Origin of the sequence: Mycobacterium attenuatum (assembly GCF_900566085.1) — a bacterium.
Taxonomy (GTDB): Bacteria; Actinomycetota; Actinomycetes; order Mycobacteriales; family Mycobacteriaceae; genus Mycobacterium; species Mycobacterium attenuatum.
Genome location: NZ_UPHT01000046.1, coordinates 64,177 through 80,397, shown reverse-complemented (window position 1 = coordinate 80,397; position 16,221 = coordinate 64,177). Strand labels below are relative to the sequence as shown.

Below are 16,221 nucleotides of genomic sequence, written 5' to 3'. Positions count from 1 at the left end.
TGTGGTTGCTCATTAAGACATGAGACAACGACGGCTCGCTTATGCCATATATGGCAGTCCAGCAATCAGAGTGAACCGATCTGGGCAACCAGAGGATGCAACCGGGAATCCCGCAGAGGGATTACCCGGCAGGGAGGCGGGTCGGGGCCGCAGAGCTATTATGGTGCGTCTCCTCCTCCATACAGATCTTCCTTTGCAGATATGTCATAAACGTGGGAATAACGAGCTGTGCGTACCGCAGCACCCCATACCGGCGTGCCCAGGCCACGGGCGCCGATCTCAGCTACTGACGAGCCTCGCGCACGAGTCGTGACCAGGACCAAACCTTGCCTTTTGCAACTGTCCTCGATGTCAAGTTAGCTCAGCGTCAACGCCCTGTCAACCCCGATTGACAGTATCGGATTGGCGGCGCCCAGGCAGCGTGCCGGCCGGGGCGCCGCGCGTCGACGAGCGCACGGGAACAAGCGGCCGCGCTGCCAGATCTGCCGATGTCGCAACCGCCGGCGGCTGGTCCTGGCACCAACGAAAGCCGTTGTCGCCAAAACCCCTTGACTCAGATCCCAAGGTTGGACGCGCCGGTACCGAAAGAACGAGTTAGTTCGTCGCGAACCGTAGACCCTCGTCGGTGATCTTGCGATGCCGGATCAGCCAGAGGTCGCGCAGGTAGTTGTGGTTGACCCGCCACGGATTACGCGAACCTTGCCTGGGCATCCACTCCAGCACGCGCAGCACATAGCCTGGCGTGAAGTCCTCGACGAACGGTCGCTCCGCGACCCCTGAGCCCGGGCGTTCGGCCACTACCATTCCAAAGCCGTTGGCGTCCATGTATTTCAGCAGCCGGCAGGCGAACTCAGAAACCAAGTCGGCCTTCAATGTCCACGATGCGTTGGTGTATCCGAACGTGAAGGCCATATTGGGCACACCGGAGAGCATCATTCCTTTGTAGGTCATGGTTCGGGCGAGGTCCACGGGCCGGCCGTCGATGCTCACCGAGGCACCGCCGAAGAGCTGGAGGTTCAATCCCGTTGCGGTCACAATGATGTCCGCGGGCAGCTCACGACCCGATTCGAGCAAGACGCCGGTTGCGGTCAACCGTTTGATGGTGTCGGTGACCACCTCGGTCCGCCCCTGACGGATGGTGCGAAACAGATCGCCGTTGGGGACTATGCACAACCGCTGTTCCCATGGATTGTATTGGGGGCCAAAGTGTTTGTTCACGTCGTAACCCTCGGGAAGCTGACGTCGGGCCAGCTCGATCAGCCGGGCTCGCATGCGCTGCGGCCATCTCCGGCAAGTCCAGTAGAAGGCCGTCTTCTGCAGGATGTTTTTCCAGCGCACCGCGGCGTAGGCCTTGTCTTCGGGCAGCCAGCGATTCAGCCTGTCGGCCATGGCGTCCCGGTCCGGTTCGGCCACGACGTAGGTCGGTGAGCGTTGCAGCATGGTGACCTGCTTTGCGCCCGAATCAGCCAGGGCCGGAACCAATGTGACAGCGGTGGAGCCGCTGCCGATCACGACCACCTGCTTGCCGGCGTAGTCGAGACCCTCGGGCCAGTACTGCGGGTGGATGATCGGCCCGGTAAAGGTTTCCGAGCCCGCGAAGTAAGGCGAGTAGCCCTGCTCATAGTAGTAATAGCCGCTACACAGCAGCAGGAACGAGCAGGAGATCGTGACCGAGGACGCGATGGGGCTGCCCGCGTTGACCTGCTCGACGCGCACGATCCAGCGGTTCTCCGCGCTTTTCCAGTCCGCCTTGATGACCTTGTGGTTGTAGCGGATGTGCTCGTCGATGCCGCACATCGCCGCCGTGCTCTCGAGATAGTCGAGGATGGACTTGCCGTTGGCGATGGCCTGCCCGGTCCATGGCCGGAAGCGAAAGCCCAGCGTGTACATATCGGTGTCGGCGCGAATACCCGGATATCGAAAAAGATCCCACGTGCCGCCCATCCGGGCGCGCTTCTCCAGGATGGCGTAGCTCTTCCCGGGGCAACTGTTTTGTAAGTGCCACGCCGCGCTGACACCCGAAATGCCGGCACCCACCACTATTACGTCGAGGTGCTCGGTCATGGCCGCATGCTATCAATCATGACAGCGGCTGACAGCTTCCAAAGAGCTGAATAATTCCTGTGCAAATCCCTCGACCGCAAGCAGCGTTTGTCGTGTGACGTAATTTGGTGTCAAACTGACCGGCAAAATACTTAAATCCTCTTCACCTTTGACCGCCGCAATTGCCCGGCGAAGCATTTGTGGCGTAGTTCCTCCGCTGAACCTGACGGGAAGACCTTTGATGCTGCACCGACTCGTGATGCTGACCACCGCCGCGCCGCGGCGCATTCTCGCGACCGCCACCCTGGTGATGATCGGCGCGGCCGTGTTCGGCCTCCCGGTCATCGGCCATCTATCCGCCGGCGGATTCGAAGACCCGAATTCGGAGTCGGCGCGAGCCAGTGAACTGCTGGCCGACACATTCCACCAAAGCGACCAGCAACTGCTTGTCACCGTGACGACGGCGCAGGGGGCCACCAGCTCTTCGGCCCGCACGGCAGCACTGCGCATCGTCGCAAAGCTGCGCGCGTCACCGGATGTCCTCAGCGTCACCTCGATGTGGACCGAGCCGGCGACCGCGGCATCGGGACTGGTGAGCAAAGACGGCAAGACCGGTCTGATCGTCGCCAACCTCGCGGGCGGGGAGGACACCGCCCAGAAATACGCCCAGAAATACGCCGACGAACTCAGCGATGGAGTGACCGCCCGCCACAGCGGGGTGGTGGTTCGCGTCGGCGGCGGGGCCATGATTTACGCCCAAGTCAACGACCAGACGGTACGTGATCTGTTGCGGATGGAGCTGATCGCGATACCGCTCAGCTTTGTCGTACTGGTCTGGGCTTTCGGCGGGTTGCTGGCGGCGCTGCTTCCGGTCACCGTCGGTGTAATGGCGATCCTGGGTTCACTGTCGGTGCTGCGGTTGATCACCTACGCCGCCGACGTGTCCATCTACGCGCTCAACCTGACCATGGCCATGGGCTTGGCGTTGGCCATCGACTACACACTGCTGATCATCAGCCGCTACCGCGAGGAAGTCACCGCAGGCATCGCCAGGGACGAGGCGATTGTGTGCACCGTGTCGACAGCGGGCCGCACGGTGCTGTTCTCGTCGATGACGGTCGCCCTGTCAATGGCGGCGCTGGCGCTGTTTCCCATGTATTACCTGAGGTCGTTCGCCTACGCTGGGATCGCCACGGTGGCGTTCGCGGCGGCAAGCGCGATCATCGTTGCACCTGCGACGATTGCCCTGCTCGGCGACCGCTTGGATGCGCTGGATTTTCGCCGCTTCCTGCACCGAGTGTTGCGGCGGCCCAAGCCCGAACAGCGCCCGCTCGAGCAGTTGTTCTGGTACCGGTCGAGCAAGATCGTCTTGCGTTACCGCATACCCATCGGACTGGCCGCCGTGGCGCTGCTGCTGCTTCTCGGCGCGCCCTTCCTGCACGCCCGCTGGGGTTACCCGGACGACCGCGTGCTGCCACCGTCGGCGTCCTCACGCCAGGTCGGCGACATGTTGCGCAGCGACTTCACCGACGACAACGCGAAATCCATTCAGGTCGTCATCCCCGAGGCCGCCGGCCTGAGTGCCGACCAACTCCGCCAATACGCCGCCGCGCTGTCGAAAGTCGATGGTGTCCTGGACGTCTCGGCGCCGCAGGGCACCTATACCGACGGCAGAGCCGTCGGGCCTCCAGACGCGCCCACGGGCGTTGCCGGTGGCAGCGCCTTTCTCACCGTGAACAGTAAAGCTCCCTTGTACTCTCACATTTCAGATGTCCAGCTCGACGCGTTGCACGCGGTCCCGCCGCCCGAGGCGCGCGCGGTCGAATTCGGCGGTTTGGCCCAGACCAACCGCGACAGTGTGGATGCCATCCGAGCCCGAATACCGTGGGTGCTGGGATTCATTGCCGCGGTGACCTTGACCCTGTTGTTCTTGCTGACCGGCAGCGTCGTGCTACCGGCCAAGGCAGTGATCCTCAACTTGATGTCGCTGACGGCCGTCTTCGGCGCGCTGGTCTGGGTCTTCCAAGACGGCAACCTCGCTGGCCTGGGTACCACCTCCACCGGAACATTGGTCGCCAACCTGGCCGTGTTGCTGTTCTGCATCGCCTTCGGTTTGTCGATGGACTACGAGGTATTCCTGATCGCCCGAATCCGCGAGTATTGGAGCGTGCTGATGCAGGATGCGTCCGCCATGACCCCGCTCGCCGCACAACGGGCCGCCAATGACGACAGCATCACCCGCGGCCTGGCCCACACCGGCCGGGTGATCACCGCCGCGGCGTTGATCATGGCGATCAGCTTCGCGGCGCTGACTTCTGCCGACGTCTCGTTCATGCGGATGTTCGGTCTCGGGCTCACGATAGCGGTGCTGGTCGACGCGACCGTGGTGCGGATGATCCTGGTTCCGGCGTTCATGTACCTCATGGGCCAGTGGAATTGGTGGGCGCCGGCTCCGTTGGCGCGCCTGCACCAGCGCATCGGCATCGACGAATCCGCAAGCCTGCCTTGATCTTCGATCAGCTCCGAAGCCTGCGCACCCCCAAGTCACCATTCTCGTGGACACCAGCGGACACCCGGATGCCAGCGTTACCGAACATGCACCGATTACCGTGAAACCACGGTGACACTCGGCATTTGCCGAAATGACGAATGACCCTAGCAAGCCGCGGCCGATGGCCCGTAGCGTCGACGTCGTGGACATCGACGTGCTCGCGAACGCGGTCCTGCTGGCCTGCCGAGCACCGTCAGTGCACAACAGCCAACCGTGGCGGTGGGTTGCCGAAGCAGGCAGCAACACCGGCCGGGTCCACTTGTTCGTCGATCGCCACCGAACCGTGCGCGCCACCGATCATTCCGGACGGGAAGCACTGATCAGCTGCGGCGCGGCACTCGATCACCTGCGGGTCGCCATGTCGGCCGCGCACTGGCAGGCCAGCACCACTCGTTTCCCCGACCCGAACCGCTCCGACCACTTGGCCACAATAGAATTCAGCCGCGCCGAACACGTCACAACCGACCAGCGACAGCGCGCCGAGGCGATTCTGCAGCGCCGAACCGACCGCCTCCCGTTCGACCGTCCCAGTTACTGGGACCTTTTCGAGCCGACACTACGCAACACCGTCGACGACAACGTAGCGCTGCTGGATGTGCTCACCGACGATCAACGCCCACGGCTGGTGCAAGCGTCGCAGCTCAGTGAAGCGCTGCGACGCGACGATTCGTCTTATCACGCCGAACTTGACTGGTGGACTTCTCCGTTCGCTCTGGCTGAGGGTGTGCCACCGAGTGCGCTGGCCTCCGATACCGAACGCCTGCGGGTTGATGTCGGCCGCGAATTTCCGATCCGCAGCCACCAGGAGCGCCGTGCGCACATCGACGCCGACTGGTCGAAAATCCTTGTGCTGTCGACACCTAACGACAGCCGAATCGATGTCTTGAGATGCGGAGAAATGCTGTCGGCGGTCCTCCTCGAATGCACCATGGTCGGCATGGCGACGTGCACGTTATCCCACCTCATCGAATCGCCCGAAAGCCGCGACATCGTCCGCGAACTGATCGGCCATCGCGGCGAGCCGCAAGTCCTGGTCCGGGTGGGAATCACCCCGCCGATCGACGATCTTCCCCCGCCGACACCGCGGCGGCCCCTGGACAACGTCCTTGAAATTCGCCATGAGCCCGAGAAAGGTTGAGTCGATGTCCGACGACCCGGTTACCTTCCTGTCCGACGACGAAAGCTGGAAGCTGCTGAGCGGCGTGGCGCTGGGCCGGCTGGTGACCTGCATTGCCGGCGAGCCCGAAATCTTCCCGGTCAACTACGTCGTGCAGGATCGCACCGTGCTGTTCCGCACGGCCGAGGGCACGAAACTGTTTCTCGCCGTGACGAACAGCCCGGTTGCGTTCGAGGCCGACGACCACGACGCCGCGGAAGGCTGGAGTGTGATCGTCAAAGGCCGCGCCCAGGTCCTGCGAACCGACGCCGACGTCCAGAAGGCCGAACAGGCCGGCCTGCGACCCTGGATCGCGACGTTGAAGCTGCACTACGTGCGGATCATCCCGACCGAGATCACCGGCCGCCACTTCATGTTCGGACCGGAGCCGGACCGCGCCGAGACGTTCGCGTGACGGCGGTTCACACAACGAGGGATAACGGCCCCTTGGCGCGACGGGCCTTGCGCCGCTTGCTGATTGCCACCAGACGGGCTACCGCGGCTTCGATTCCCCGCGCCAGTTGATCGACGTCGGCCACCGCGTCATAGTCGGCGAGAATTCCGAAGCTCAGGTCGTCGGCGTAGCTGAGCATCGCGACGCCGGTTCGCAGGTGCATCGCCAGCGACGGAACGGGAAATAGCGCCACCACTCGTTTGCCCAGGACCTTCAGCGGGTGACGCGGTCCGGGAACATTCGTCGCCACCGTCACGATCCCATGCTGAGGCAACCGCATCAGCAGGCCGACCGTTCGCGCCGTGATCGCGAACGGGATGCGATTGGCAACGGACATGAGCATGTTTCCGGCCTGGGATTGCCCGCTGGACTTGGCGCGGGTCAACCGGTCATGCACCCTGCGCAGCCGCTGAACCGGATCTTCCTCCTCCACAGGCAGATTCGGAAGCATCGCCGATACGCGGTTGTCGATCTCGCCGAAGGCGCCCGTAGTACGGACCGAAACGGGCACCAACGTGCGCAACGAACCCGGCCGGGAGCGCTGCCCCCGCGCAACTAGGACGTTGCGGTAGCTCTCGGTAATCGCTGCCAGCGCAACGTCGTTGATGGTGACACCGAACGTCTGACATACCAGGTCGAGGTCGGCCAGCGAGACCCGCGCCCCGCCGAACCGGCGCAGGTCGCTGAGCGGCCCGTTCAGCGTCGACTCGGCGGGGGTCAACAGGCCGGCCAGCAGTTCGCCGGCGCCCTGGAAGACGCGGACGATACCCGAGGCCATCGCGCCCGGGGCAGTCAGCAGGCCGCTCAGCAGGCTCACCGGATTCAATGCGCCCAGCTCTGGTTTCTGCGCGCCGTGAATCTGGTGGGCGAAACTGTCCCGGGCGACATGGCCGCTGGGATCACACAACCCGGCAAGAATGTGCGACGCCGCGATTCCGTCTGCCATGCAATGGTGGACCTTGGTCAGCATTGCCCACCTGTCGCCGGTGAGGCCCTCGATGATCCAGAGCTCCCACAACGGGCGATCACGGTCCAAACGCCGCGCCATCGCGTCGGCGACCACGCGGTACAACTCACGGTCGTCTCCCGGGTACGGCACCGCAACCCGCCGCACATGCCGGTCGATGTCAAAATCCGGGTCCGCCACCCATTCTGGTGCGCCGAGGCCCAATGGGTGCAGCCGCAACCGCTGCCCGAATCGCGGGCAGGCGCGGATGCGTTCGGCAAATGTCGCCACCAGCACACCCTGGTCGGGGGCGGGCCCTTCGACAACCGCGAGGCCACCGATGGCCAGGCTCACCCGTGGATCGACATCTTCGGCCTTGAGAAACCCTGCGTCCAGCGTGGTCAAGTGATTCATTATCGGCGTCGTTTCCCGGTTTGTCTGCAACTCTCAGTAACACTATGCCGTGCGTCGGGGCATTGTGGCAGGGCCAAAGGTCCCTGCTTGCCGAGGGCTTCGTGCTCTGCCAGGATCGGATATCCCGCGCCGATCCTTGATGCATGACAGCAGCGGGACGGCTGGTCTGACCGAAAGGCAGCCATGGACGCCCAATTTCCGGATGCGAGCACCCTGCGAGCGGTCCTCACGCTGGCCACCCGGGCGCCGTCGGTCCACAACACTCAACCGTGGCGCTGGCGGGTGGGCACGGCGAGCGTGGACCTGTTCTCCGCGCCCGACAGGCAGCTGCACAGCACCGACCCGGATGGCCGGGATCTGATCATCAGCTGCGGTGTCGTGTTGCATCACTGCGCCGTCGCCCTGGCGTCGATGGGCTGGCACGCCAGGGTAAGTCGCTTTCCCGCTCCGGACGACGCTCGCCACCTGGCGACCATCAAGGTCCAGACGCAGGTTCCCGACCAGGCCGACATCGCGCTTGCCGCGGCCATCCCGCGACGACGAACCGACCGTCGCGTCTACAGCTCCTGGCCGGTGCCCGGAGGTGACGTGGCCCAGATGGCCGCACGGGCGGCTCGCTGCGGGGTCATGCTGCGCCAGGTCGATGCCCTGGACAAAATGAGATCAATTGTCACCCAAGCCGTGTGGACCCACGCGAGCGACGACGGATACATCCGCGAGCTCACCACCTGGAGCGGGCGGTACGGCGGCATGGCCGGGGTTCCGGCCCGCAACACGCCGCCGTCGGATCGCAGCGCCCCGATCCCCGGCCGGCTGTTCGCCGCGCCCGCATTGGCCCAGCCCGCCGGGGTCGCACCCGCCGACGACGGCGGAGTGATTCTGGCCCTGGGCACCGACAACGACGACCGGGTGTCCCGGCTGCGGGCCGGGGAGGCCACCAGCGCCGTCCTGTTGACCGCAACCGCCATGGGATTGGCATCCTGCCCGATCACCGAACCATTGGAGATCCAGAGCACGCGTGACGCCGTTCGCACGGACGTGTTCGGCGACAGCGGCTACCCGCAAATGCTGCTGCGCGTCGGCTGGGCGCCGATCAACGCCGATCCCTTACCGGCCACGCCGCGGCGTAGCCTTGCCCAGGTCGTCGACTGGCCTCGGGAGCTACTGGAGGAGCGGGGCTGACCATTGCACCGAGGTTCCGCCATCGGGTGTGCTTTCGATGGCCATTTCACCACCGGCCTCTTCAGCACGACGGCGCAGATTCGTCAGGCCGCTCCCGGTGAAGTGCTCGGGCATGCCGCATCCGTTGTCGCTCACCTCGATGCACAGGTCGTCGGCGACTTTGACCCGGACCATCAAGGTCGTGGCCCGCGCGTGGCGCACGGCGTTGCTCACCGCCTCGCGGACCACCGCCTCGGCGTGATCGGCCAGCACGTTGTCGACCACCGACAGCGGCCCGACGAATTGCACTGAGGTGCGCAATCCGGAGCCGGCGAATTGGCCGACAGCGGCATCGATTCGCTGCCGAAGACGGGTGATGCCCGCCGAGGCGCCGTGCAGATCGAAGATGGTGGTGCGGATCTCCTGGATGACCCCTTGCAGGTCGTCGACGGCTTCGGAAAGCCGTTGCTGCACTTCGGGTACCCGAGCCCGCGGTACGGCAGCCTGCAGCGCCAGACCGACGGCAAACAGCCGCTGGATCACGTGGTCGTGCAGGTCGCGTGCGATGCGGTCGCGTTCGGTCACAACGTCGAGCTCCCGCATCCGGCGCTGCGAACCGGCCAGCTGCAATGCCAGCGCGGCCTGGTCGGAGAAGGCGGCCATCATCTCGAGTTGTTCCTCGGTGACTGGTCCCGAATTGCTGTGGCGCAGCAGCACGACGACGCCGGCGCAGGTATCGGTGGCCCGCAACGGCAACAGCAGCGCCGGACCCGCGACGTCGACACCGTCCAACGCAAACTTCTCGACCTGTTTGGGGCAGGCGTCGGCGCATACGTCCGCGAGCACGGTGTCTGCCAACGAAATGACTTGCCCCATAACGGAAGCCACGGTGCTACCGACCGTCTCGATCACCAGCACCTCGGTTACCTCGGCGGCCGGCATATTCTCGTCGAGCGGTATCGCCACCAAAGCCGCGTCGGCGGCCGTCAACTTCAGTGCCTCCTCGGCGACAAGCCGGAACACCGTCGCGGGCTCGGCGCCGGAGAGCAGCTCGGTGGCAATGTCGCGGGTGGCCTCGATCCACGACTGGCGCGCCGTGGCCTGTTGGTACAGTCTCGCGTTCGCAATGGCGATACCCGCGGCCGCGGCCAGCGCCTGGACCAGCAACTCGTCGTCGTCGCTGAACGGCTGACCGTTGGTCTTGTCGGTCAGATACAAAGTGCCCAGCGACATGTCGCGCACCCGAACCGGTACCCCGAGGAAGGTGCGCATGGGCGGGTGGTTGGCCGGAAAGCCCACTGACGCCGGATGCAGTGAAAGGTCGTCCAGCCGTAGCGGTTTGGGCTCGTCGATGAGCAGACCGATGATGCCGAGACCTTGGGGCAGGTGGCCGATGCGCCGGACCGTCGCTTCGTCGAAGCCCTCGTGAACGAACTGCAGCACCCGCTTGTCGCGATCGTGCACCTCGAGGGCACCGTAGCGGGCATCGACAAGATTGGTCGCCGAGTGCACGATCGTGCGCAAAGTGGTGTCCAGGTCCAGGCCCGACGTGACGACCAGCATCGCCTCCACCAGCCCGTCGAGGCGGTCGCGGCCCTCCACGATCTGTTCGACCCGCTCCTGCACCTCGACCAGCAGCTCCCGCAGCCGCAGTTGCGAAAGCGTTTGGCGCAGCGGACGCAGACCGGCGTCGAGGGTGGTGCCGCCGTCGACGGGAGGCTTGTTGTCAACCATGGGCGCGAATCACCCGGCACCCGGGCGCGCGCGCTGCAACTGCATCGCGAATACCGCGGCCTGGGTTCGGCGTTCCATTCCCAATTTGGCCAACAGTCGCGACACGTAGTTCTTCACCGTCTTTTCGGCCAAGAACATCCGGTCGGCGATCTGCTTGTTGGTAAGACCCTCGCTCAACAGACCGAGCAGTGTCCGCTCCTGGTCGGTCAGGCCGGACAACGGGTCCGGCTTCTCGGCGGCGCCGCGCAGCCTGGACATCAACGCGGCCGCGGCCCGGTTGTCGAGCAGCGACCGTCCCGCGCCCACCTCTTTGACGGCACGAGCCAATTCCATTCCCTTGATGTCCTTGACGACATATCCACTGGCACCGGCCAGGATCGCATCCAGCATCGCCTCGTCGGAGGTGTAGGACGTCAGGATCAGGCAGCGCAGCTCCGGCATGCGCGACAACAGATCACGACACAGTTCGATGCCGTTGCCGTCGGGCAACCGGACGTCGAGCACCGCCACGTCGGGGTGGGCCGCGGGGATTCTGGCCATCGCTTCGCTCACCGAACCCGCCTCGCCGACCACCTCGAGATGCGGGTCCGCGTCGAGCAGATCGATCAGGCCACGCCGCACCACCTCGTGGTCATCGACTAAGAAGACTGTTACCAAGGCAGAACTCCTGAAGTAGTCGTGGGATCCGAGTGTTACAGGTTGCCGCTGCGCACGGTCAGCACCGAGCATCCCGCACTGTAGACGTTGCACGCCTGCGCGGCGTGCGAGTCGGTGACATACAGCTGGTCCGCCTTGGCGTTGGCGGTGACGTAACGGCAGGCATGTCCGCGGATGATGGTCGACTCGATCTGGACGTCGGGGTACAGCCGCGTCCACCGGGCCAGCCTGCGGCTCAATTGTGCTTGTGCCAAACGGTTTCCGTCACCGGCGTCGCCCGAGAGTTCGGCCACGCGTGCCGACAGAGCCCGCAGCGCAACTCCCCGCAACCTTGCCTCCTCGAACGCATGTCGCAGCACCGAACCGTTGTTCACCTCCACCACCACCGTGGCGACCTTGGGTGCCGGCGCTCCGCCGGGCGGTACCTGAATCACCGCCACGGGGCACAGCGCCGACCCGGCCAGGGTCGCCGCGACCGAGCCCTCGCCTCGGCGCGCATGGTTGAGTCCGATCGACCCGACACAGACCATCACCGCCGACCTGGACTCCTCCATCAGCTTGGTGAGGGGCCTGCCCCACAGGATCTCGGTTTCCACCTTGACCGGAGGTCCGGTCGCCTCGACGGCCCGGCATACGTCGAACAGCGCCGCGTGCGCCGTGCCTTGCCGACCATCACGACCGCCGCCGCCCGAAGGTTCCAGCGGATCGATCACGTACACCAGGCGCAGCGGTATGTCCCGGCTGACCGCCTCGTCGATTGCCCACAGCGCCGCCTGGGCTGCCGCCTTCGATCCGTCGATACCGACGACCACCGCCGGGGCTGACGGGTTGCTCATCGTGCTCTCCTCTGCTGAGCCGTTGGCTAATCGCACGTTATCGATGCCGGACCCGGCTCACCCAGAGGCGTTGGTCCCGATATCAGTGCCATTGGTCCTTCGAGCCGCCAGCCAAAACGGCCAACCGAAGCAGCCCTCGCAAACCAGCCCTCACAAGCCGGCTCTCACAAACCCGCTATTGCCACGGCGGCGATAGACGAATTGGATGTTTACGAGCCGTCGTTGCATGTGAACACGAGTCGGACCCGCGGCGATACAGCCCTCCACCGGAACAGGAGATCTCGGAATGGCTGCTCAACAGACATCGTCATCGCCAATCCCCAGCCGGCAATCGGCGCGTCCGCTGATCGGCAAGGGCTGGATTCAGGGTGTGGCCCTGGTGATGATCTTCGGCTTCCTGGTGATGGGAATCCTGGTCTACCGCACCTATACCGCAGCGATGCCGCTACCGGAGAAGGTTGTCACCGAGTCCGGCCAGGTGTTGTTCACCGGCGACGACATCACCCGCGGCCAAGAGCTGTACCAGGCGCGTGGCCTCATGCAATACGGTTCGGTGCTGGGCCACGGCGCCTACCTGGGCCCCGACTACACCGCCGACTACCTGCGCATGGCCACCGACGACGTCGCCGATCAGCTACGTGCACAGGGCGCGGCGGACCCGCGCGATCGGGTGGTCACCGAGTTTCGGACCAACCGCTACAACCCCGGCACCAAGACGCTGGTGTTCACCGACCGCCAAGCCGCGGCGTTCGAACACATCCAAAGCCACTACGCGGCCTACTTCGGTGAGAACTCGACCAAGTACGGGCTGCTGCCGCGGCTGATCACCGACAAGGCCCAAATCCGTGACCTGACCGCGTTCTTCGCGTGGACGGCATGGGCAGCCGCGGCCGAGCGGCCCGGCCACAAATACAGCTACACCAACAACTGGCCCGCCGAGTCGCGCGTCGACAACGGCCCGACCGCGGCGGTGATCCTGTGGTCGGCGCTGTCGCTGATCGCGTTGCTGGGCGGCATCGGCATCATGTTCGCGATCTACGGACGCTGGAGCCAGAAGGTCGGCTGGCACAGCGCCGAGGCGTCCACCCTTTCCTTCCGACAGCCCGGCGAGGTGAGCCTGACACCAGCACAGCGGGCCACCATCTGGTTCTTCGCCACCGTGTCGGTGCTGTTCCTGGCGCAAACACTGCTGGGTGCCGCCGCCGAGCACTACCGCGCCGACCTGTCGAACTTCTTCGGCCTAGACCTGGCCCGGGTGTTGCCGTACAACCTGGCCCGCACCTGGCATCTGCAGCTCGCACTGTTCTGGACCGCGGCAGCGTTTCTGGCGGGCGGCATCTTCCTGGTGCCGTTCATCAGCCGACGGGAGCCCAAGCGCCAGGGGCTACTGGCCTACGTGCTGCTGGGCGCTGTTGCCGTGGTGGTGTTCGGCTCGCTGATCTGTGAAGCGCTGTCCATCTACGGCGTGATCCCGCAGGGCGGCCTGCTTTCGCAGCAGTGGGAGTACCTCGACCTGCCGCGGCTGTGGCAGATCCTGCTGATCGTCGGCATGTTCGTGTGGATCGCGATCATCTGGCGGGGCATGCGCGCCCGGCTCAAGGGCGAGTCGAAGATGAACATGCCGTGGTTGTTCTTCTTCTCCGGCCTGGCGATCCCCACCTTCTACACCGTCGGGCTGCTGGCCAGCAGCGGCACCCACTACACCGTCGCTGACTTTTGGCGTTTCTGGGTGGTGCACCTGTGGGTCGAGGACTTCCTCGAGCTGTTCACCACGGTGATGGTGGCCTACATGTTCGTGCTGCTGGGTGTGGTGCGCGAACGCATCGCGCTGGGAGTGATCTTCCTCGACGTCATCCTGTACTCGGCCGGCGGCGTCATCGGCACCATGCACCACCTGTACTTCTCCGGAACGCCGGTGGAACACATGGCCTTGGGCGCGTTCTTCTCGGCTGCCGAAGTCATTCCGCTGACGTTCCTGACGGTCGAGGCGTGGGCTTTCCTGCAACTGGGCGCGCGTCAGCAGTCCGGGGACGCCAACCCGTTCCCGCACCGCTGGGCGGTGATGTTCCTCGTGGCGGTCGGGTTCTGGAACTTCGTGGGAGCGGGCATCTTCGGCTTCCTGATCAACCTGCCGGTGGTGTCCTACTTCGAGATCGGCACCGCGCTGACGGCAAACCACGGGCACGCGGCCATGATGGGGGTTTATGGCATGCTGGCCGTCGGCTTGGCGATGTTCGCCTTCCGATACGTGATCCCGGCCGACAAGTGGCCGGAGAAGCTGGCGCGAATCTCGTTCTGGGGCATGAACATCGGCCTGGCATGGATGGTGTTCGCCACGCTGCTGCCACTGGGCATTCTGCAGCTGTACCACTCGGTCAACGACGGCTACTTCGAGGCGCGCTCGCTGGGCTACATCACCAAGCCCGGCAACGCGGTGATCGAATGGCTGCGCATGCCCGGTGATCTGATCCTCATCGTCGGCGGTGTCCTGCCGTTCGTCTGGATCGCCTGGACCGCGTTGCGCAATTTCCGCTCCGGTTCGACGGTCGACGAATTGCCCGAGCATCCGCTCTACACCGAGATCGCCGCCGAGCCGACGTCCGGCTCCGCAGCGGCAATGAAGGACTGAGCGGTGGCGCCGCCGGCTGCCTCGGTCGCGCTGATCGCCGGGTATTCGCTGGCGTTGCTGGCCATCGGATGGAGTTTCGACTCGATGGCGCGACGGGCGTCAGCGCGTGCGGCGCGCTGGCGCACCGGTCAGTTCACCTATCACCCTGACCACGACGCCTGGGTGTGTCCACAGGACCAGTGGCTGTGGCCGAGTTCGTTCGATCCCCGGCACCGGGTCATGCGGTATCGGGCGCTGCCGGTGGTGTGCAACAGCTGTCCGGTCAAAGGCAGCTGCACGACGTCGGAACACGGCCGCGAGATCAGCCGCGAGGTGGACCCGTGGCCGCACTCGGACGCCGGACGCTTCCACCGCGGGATCGCTTGCTGCGTAGCCGCTTTGGGCATCGTGCTGCCGCTGGCGACGATGATTGCCAACCACTCGCCGGCCGACGTGGTGGTGCTGGCCGGCACCATCCTGGTCGTGGTGCTGCTGGGCATGCCGCTCGCCCGCCACCTGTGGACCACGCCGTCCAACGCGCCGGACCATCTGCCGCATCGCACCGCGATCGAGGACCAGGTGGCTGCCGCGATCGACCGCTATTCGACTCGCTGGGGCGGCTGGCAAGGCAAGGAGGACCGGACATCGTGACCGGTGTGCTGATCGGCGTCATCTTTATCGGCATCGTCGTGCTGGTTGCGCTCGCCGTGCTGTCGATGGCGGTGCTGCGCGAGTACGAGCGCGGGGTGGTTTTCCGGATGGGACATGCACGCCCGCTCTACCAACCGGGACTTCGGTTTCTGATTCCATTGGCGGACAAAATGATCCGGGTCGACCAGCGGCTCGTCACGCTGACCATTCCGCCGCAGGAGGTGATCACCCGCGACAACGTGCCGGCCCGCGTCAATGCCGTGGTCATGTTCCAGGTGACCGAACCCATGAAAGCGATTCTGGCGGTGGAGAACTACGCGGTGGCGACGTCACAGATAGCGCAGACGACGCTGCGTTCCCTGCTGGGCCGCGCGGACCTGGACACCCTGCTCGCACACCGCGAGGACCTCAACAGCGATCTGCGCACCATCATCGAAAAGATGACCGAGCCGTGGGGTGTGCAGGTGCGGGTGGTGGAGATCAAGGACGTCGAGATCCCCGAGTCGATGCAAAGGGCGATGGCCCGCGAAGCCGAAGCCGAGCGGGAGCGCCGCGCGAAGGTCATCAATGCCCGCGGTGAGCTGCAGGCATCAGAGGAATTGCGGGAAGCCGCCGAGACTTTGTCGAAGAGCCCCGCCTCATTGCAATTGCGCTATTTGCAAACACTTTTGGAGTTGGGCGCGGACCAGAATTCGACGGTTGTGTTCCCGCTACCGGTCGACATCATCACGCCTTTTTTGCGGCAACCGGACTTGTTGCAAGGCATTTCCGGGTTCGGGAAAGAAGATTTCAACCACCGTAGCTAGGCGAACGCTCAGCAACCACTGCTATAGCCGAATCACGGCTTGCCGTTCTGCCCGGGATGCGCAGGGGCGCGACCCAATCGACCGCCAACGTTGGCATCCGGCCGCCGGCGCTGACCTCACGCCCAGCGTTGCCTGGCGGACCACGGGCGCACTCCGTCAGTGACGTGCGCACGGCTGCGGTGTCGTCAGCCGAACACCGCCCGG

The 16,221-nt window shown here is 65.0% G+C and carries 13 protein-coding genes; 7 read left to right on the top strand and 6 right to left on the bottom strand.

Annotated elements, in window-relative coordinates:
* Positions 1 to 594: 594 nt before the first annotated feature.
* Together EET13_RS07635 and EET13_RS30240 are read right to left on the bottom strand one after the other, a co-directional pair.
* Positions 595 to 2,064, bottom strand: coding sequence for a flavin-containing monooxygenase (locus EET13_RS07635; protein ID WP_122441708.1), 1,470 nt, complete (start codon positions 2,062 to 2,064; stop codon positions 595 to 597).
* Between the two features lie 12 nt (positions 2,065 to 2,076).
* The gene (locus EET13_RS30240; RefSeq protein WP_168990713.1) at positions 2,077 to 2,241 is read right to left on the bottom strand and encodes a hypothetical protein; all 165 of its coding nucleotides are present in this window, start codon (positions 2,239 to 2,241) and stop codon (positions 2,077 to 2,079) included.
* 43 nt (positions 2,242 to 2,284) lie between these two features.
* Here EET13_RS30240 and EET13_RS07630 point away from each other — a divergent pair, with 43 nt between their 5' ends.
* The 3 genes from EET13_RS07630 to EET13_RS07620 all read left to right on the top strand — a co-directional run bounded on the left by EET13_RS07630 (position 2,285) and on the right by EET13_RS07620 (position 6,165).
* A complete protein-coding gene (locus tag EET13_RS07630; protein WP_122441707.1) occupies positions 2,285 to 4,552 on the top strand; it encodes an MMPL family transporter in 2,268 nt (755 codons plus the stop codon).
* A 196-nt stretch (positions 4,553 to 4,748) separates the two neighbouring features.
* The gene (locus tag EET13_RS07625) at positions 4,749 to 5,732 is read left to right on the top strand and encodes an Acg family FMN-binding oxidoreductase (protein ID WP_122441749.1); all 984 of its coding nucleotides are present in this window, start codon (positions 4,749 to 4,751) and stop codon (positions 5,730 to 5,732) included.
* 4 nt (positions 5,733 to 5,736) lie between these two features.
* Complete coding sequence (locus EET13_RS07620; protein ID WP_122441706.1) at positions 5,737 to 6,165, top strand: pyridoxamine 5'-phosphate oxidase family protein; 429 nt, start codon at positions 5,737 to 5,739, stop codon at positions 6,163 to 6,165.
* Between the two features lie 7 nt (positions 6,166 to 6,172).
* Here the strand turns inward: EET13_RS07620 and EET13_RS07615 are convergent, their stop codons facing one another.
* On the bottom strand, positions 6,173 to 7,564 hold the full coding sequence (locus EET13_RS07615; RefSeq protein WP_122441705.1) for a WS/DGAT/MGAT family O-acyltransferase: 1,392 nt from the start codon (positions 7,562 to 7,564) through the stop codon (positions 6,173 to 6,175).
* A 183-nt stretch (positions 7,565 to 7,747) separates the two neighbouring features.
* Between EET13_RS07615 and EET13_RS07610 the strand changes: the two genes are divergently transcribed.
* Positions 7,748 to 8,746, top strand: a complete 999-nt coding sequence (locus EET13_RS07610; protein WP_122441704.1) for an Acg family FMN-binding oxidoreductase — start codon at positions 7,748 to 7,750, stop codon at positions 8,744 to 8,746.
* On the opposite strand, the gene EET13_RS07605 is transcribed toward EET13_RS07610, so the two are convergent.
* The 3 genes from EET13_RS07605 to EET13_RS07595 are packed head-to-tail and all read right to left on the bottom strand — an operon-like array spanning position 8,726 to position 11,952.
* Entirely contained in the window at positions 8,726 to 10,459 is a 1,734-nt protein-coding gene (locus EET13_RS07605) for a GAF domain-containing sensor histidine kinase (protein WP_122441703.1), read from the bottom strand. The two genes, EET13_RS07610 and EET13_RS07605, sit on opposite strands and share 21 nt — an antisense overlap.
* A gap of 9 nt (positions 10,460 to 10,468) precedes the next feature.
* Positions 10,469 to 11,116, bottom strand: coding sequence for a hypoxia response regulator transcription factor DosR/DevR (gene dosR / locus EET13_RS07600; RefSeq protein ID WP_122441702.1), 648 nt, complete (start codon positions 11,114 to 11,116; stop codon positions 10,469 to 10,471).
* 35 nt (positions 11,117 to 11,151) lie between these two features.
* Complete coding sequence (locus EET13_RS07595) at positions 11,152 to 11,952, bottom strand: universal stress protein (RefSeq protein WP_122441701.1); 801 nt, start codon at positions 11,950 to 11,952, stop codon at positions 11,152 to 11,154.
* Positions 11,953 to 12,238: 286 nt separating this feature from the next.
* On the opposite strand from EET13_RS07595, the gene EET13_RS07590 reads away from it, so the two are divergent.
* The 3 genes from EET13_RS07590 to EET13_RS07580 all read left to right on the top strand — a co-directional run bounded on the left by EET13_RS07590 (position 12,239) and on the right by EET13_RS07580 (position 16,017).
* A complete protein-coding gene (locus tag EET13_RS07590) occupies positions 12,239 to 14,581 on the top strand; it encodes a nitric-oxide reductase large subunit (RefSeq protein WP_122441700.1) in 2,343 nt (780 codons plus the stop codon).
* Between the two features lie 3 nt (positions 14,582 to 14,584).
* Positions 14,585 to 15,211 (top strand): hypothetical protein, encoded by a 627-nt coding sequence (locus EET13_RS07585; protein WP_122441699.1) that lies wholly within the window; start codon positions 14,585 to 14,587, stop codon positions 15,209 to 15,211.
* Positions 15,212 to 15,276: 65 nt separating this feature from the next.
* Positions 15,277 to 16,017: a slipin family protein gene (locus tag EET13_RS07580; protein ID WP_425293647.1), complete on the top strand. Its 741-nt coding sequence runs from the start codon at positions 15,277 to 15,279 to the stop codon at positions 16,015 to 16,017.
* Positions 16,018 to 16,221: the final 204 nt, after the last annotated feature.

Excerpts from the sequence above, each read along its gene's own strand:
- EET13_RS07635 (WP_122441708.1), bottom strand. The coding sequence starts at position 2,064 with ATGACCGAGCACCTCGACGTAATAGTGGTGGGTGCCGGCATTTCGGGT.
- EET13_RS30240 (WP_168990713.1), bottom strand. The coding sequence starts at position 2,241 with ATGCTTCGCCGGGCAATTGCGGCGGTCAAAGGTGAAGAGGATTTAAGT.
- EET13_RS07630 (WP_122441707.1), top strand. The coding sequence starts at position 2,285 with ATGCTGCACCGACTCGTGATGCTGACCACCGCCGCGCCGCGGCGCATT.
- EET13_RS07620 (WP_122441706.1), top strand. The coding sequence starts at position 5,737 with ATGTCCGACGACCCGGTTACCTTCCTGTCCGACGACGAAAGCTGGAAG.
- EET13_RS07615 (WP_122441705.1), bottom strand. The coding sequence starts at position 7,564 with ATGAATCACTTGACCACGCTGGACGCAGGGTTTCTCAAGGCCGAAGAT.
- EET13_RS07610 (WP_122441704.1), top strand. The coding sequence starts at position 7,748 with ATGGACGCCCAATTTCCGGATGCGAGCACCCTGCGAGCGGTCCTCACG.
- EET13_RS07605 (WP_122441703.1), bottom strand. The coding sequence starts at position 10,459 with ATGGTTGACAACAAGCCTCCCGTCGACGGCGGCACCACCCTCGACGCC.
- EET13_RS07595 (WP_122441701.1), bottom strand. The coding sequence starts at position 11,952 with ATGAGCAACCCGTCAGCCCCGGCGGTGGTCGTCGGTATCGACGGATCG.
- EET13_RS07590 (WP_122441700.1), top strand. The coding sequence starts at position 12,239 with ATGGCTGCTCAACAGACATCGTCATCGCCAATCCCCAGCCGGCAATCG.
- EET13_RS07580 (WP_425293647.1), top strand. The coding sequence starts at position 15,277 with ATGGCGGTGCTGCGCGAGTACGAGCGCGGGGTGGTTTTCCGGATGGGA.